This is a genomic window from Parafrankia sp. EUN1f (genome assembly GCF_000177675.1).
In the GTDB taxonomy this organism is placed as follows: Bacteria; Actinomycetota; Actinomycetes; order Frankiales; family Frankiaceae; genus Parafrankia.
Genome location: NZ_ADGX01000327.1, coordinates 1 through 2758, shown reverse-complemented (window position 1 = coordinate 2758; position 2758 = coordinate 1). Strand labels below are relative to the sequence as shown.

Below are 2758 nucleotides of genomic sequence, written 5' to 3'. Positions count from 1 at the left end.
CACGCCGGCGCTGGCGGCGCACCGACGGCGGGCGGGCAGACCGCCGCCATGCCCCCGACGGCACACGCGACGGCCGGCGGCGGGTCCGTCCGGGCGCGCGACCTCACCACGGCGGCTGCGCTGCTGCACGACTGGTGCATCGACGCGGCCGCCGGCAGCGAGGTCCTCATCGAGGAGGTCCGTTCCGGGAACACGGACGCCTGGAAGACGCTCAACGAATTCAACACGGATCAGTCGACGCGCCTCGACGCGCTGCTGGGCGTGCTCGGGAGCAGCGCTGGTCCCGACGCGACCGAGGCGCGCCGCATCATCCGCGACGTCGGCTCGGTACTGACCTTCACCTCCGCGCATTCCGGGGGAGCTTCGACGCCGGTCGGCTCCAGGAGCGGATCCGCCGTCGGGCCGGGCGCCGCCGCCGCGGGCGACGGGACCACCTCGGCGGGAACAGCGACGGCGGACCCCGGGCCAGCTCCCCGACCCCCGCGGGCGAGCACGGTCGGGCCGCCCCAGTCGCAGGCATCCACAGAGCCGGCACAGATTTCCCCGGGCGCGCCGGTGGTCGACGCCGCGGCCAGCGGCATCGCTCCCAGCCTGCCACTGCCGGCACCGCCGTCGAGCCCATCCGCCGACGCTGGCGCCGCGGCTGGTGCCGGTGCCGGTACCGTAGGAGCAGAGGCGTCGTCCGTCTCGGAGCCGGCGGTGCGGGCGAGCACCGACCCGGTGACGCCGCAGAGCGCCACCACATCCCCGCAGGCTTCCGCCGGCCTCGATGCGGCGGCCTGGGCGGGAACGCTGGAGACCTCCGGCCTCCTCGACGCCTCCAGCGACCTGGTCTCCTACGTCGGCGTCGGGTTCGGCGTCTCCTCCGGCCCCGACGCGGGCTCCACGGCGGCCTCCGCCGACGGCACCGCGCAGACGGCCTCACCGCAGCCCGTCGCGTCCGACGGCGCCGCGGCTCAGGCGGGCGGCAACATGGCGGGCGACATCGTGGCAGGCAGCGCGGAACCGGTGCCCGCCACGGAACCGGCACCCGCTACGGAGTCGGGCACCACCGTGCTCGGAGCGACGACCTCATCCGCCGACGCACCGGGCCAGACGCAGACGACCCCCGCCGAGTAGACGTCGGCGGGGGTCGTCGTCGGCCGGCACCGCTCAGCGGTGGTGGCGGGCGTCCCGATCGGCGCGGGTCTGCTGGAGCATCTCCGCCACCAGGAAGGCCAGCTCAAGTGCCTGCCCGGTGTTCAGCCGCGGGTCACAGGCGGTCTCGTAGCGGCCGCCGAGATCAGCCTCGCCGATCTGCTCGGCACCACCGAGGCACTCGGTCACGTTCTCCCCGGTCAGTTCGATGTGCAGCCCACCCGGGTGGGTGCCCAGGCCCCGGTGCACCTCGAAGAACCCGAAGACCTCGTCCAGGACGTCGTCGAAGTGCCGGGTCTTGATCCCACTGACGTCCTGGGTGTTGCCGTGCATCGGGTCGCAGGACCACACCACGGGATGCCCGGCGGCGTTCACCTTGTCGATGATCGGGGGCAGCACGTCGCGGACGCGCTTGGCGCCCATCCGCGCGATCAGCGTGAGCCGCCCGGGGATGTGCTCCGGGTTGAGCCGCTCGGTGAGGGCCAGGACGTCGTCCGGCGAGGCGGTGGGGCCGACCTTGCAGCCGATCGGGTTGCCGACCCGGGACAGGAAGTCGACGTGCGCGCCGTCGAGGTCACGGGTGCGCTCGCCGATCCAGATCATGTGCGCCGACAGGTCGTAGACCTCGCCGGTCGACTCCTCGGTACGGGTCAGCGCACGCTCGTACTCCATGAGGAGGCCCTCGTGGCTGGTGAAGATCTCCACGCCGGTCAGCGCCGCGGTCCGCTCGAGGTCGATCCCGCAGGCCGCCATGAACGCCAGCGCGCGCTCGATGTCGACAGCCATCAGCTCGTAGCGGCGGCCGGCGGCCGAGTCACGGACGAAGGCCTTGTTCCATTCGTGCACCTTGGACAGATCCGCGAAGCCGCCGGTCGCGAAGGCCCGGACCAGGTTCAGCGCGGCGGCGCTCTGGTGGTAGGCGGCGACCATCCGCTTCGGGTCCGGGCGGCGGGCCTCCGGCGTCGCCGCGATGTCGTTCACCGCGTCACCCCGGTAGGAGGGCAGCCCGGTCGACGACTCGATGTCGGCCGAACGCGGCTTGGCGTACTGGCCGGCGATACGCGCGACCTTCACCACCGGGGTGCTCGCGCCGTAGGTCAGCGCCACCGCCATCTGCAGCAGGGTCTTGACCTTGTCACGGATCTTGTTGGCCGTGTTGGCGGCGAACGTCTCCGCGCAGTCCCCACCCTGGAGCAGGAACGCCTCGCCGCGGGCGACCATCGCGAGCCGGTCGGTCAGCGAACGCACCTCAGGCGCGGTGACCAGCGGAGGCAGCCCTGACAGCTCGGCGAACGCCGCCGCAAGCTCGCCCTGGTCGGGCCAGGAGGGCTGCTGCCTGGCCGGAAGGGTCCGCCGTACCAGGAACTGCGCGTCCGTCCCGGCCACGGCCCCGAGGAACGAGTTGCTGTCGAACCCGCGGTCGGCCAGGACCAGCATCTCGCCGTTCAGCAGGCCTACCAGCTGACGGGCGTAGGTGGTCTCGCCGGTGGCCGTGGGCCCGAACACCGCACCGAGCAGACCCCGGGTCCCGGTCTCGGCCAGGCACATCAGCGCGACCATGGGATATCCGGCCCACCCCACTCCGGTACCTGACTCTTCCCCACGCCAGGTCCGGTTGACG

2 protein-coding genes are annotated in these 2758 nt (G+C 73.0%); one reads left to right on the top strand and one right to left on the bottom strand.

Going from position 1 to position 2758, the window contains the following annotated elements:
* A partial coding sequence (locus FREUN1FDRAFT_RS47815) for a hypothetical protein (protein WP_006545910.1) occupies positions 1–1119 on the top strand: 1119 nt, incomplete at its 5' end.
* A gap of 33 nt (positions 1120–1152) precedes the next feature.
* Here FREUN1FDRAFT_RS47815 and FREUN1FDRAFT_RS38715 read toward each other — a convergent pair.
* Positions 1153–2697: a class II 3-deoxy-7-phosphoheptulonate synthase gene (locus tag FREUN1FDRAFT_RS38715; protein WP_006545909.1), complete on the bottom strand. Its 1545-nt coding sequence runs from the start codon at positions 2695–2697 to the stop codon at positions 1153–1155.
* Positions 2698–2758: the final 61 nt, after the last annotated feature.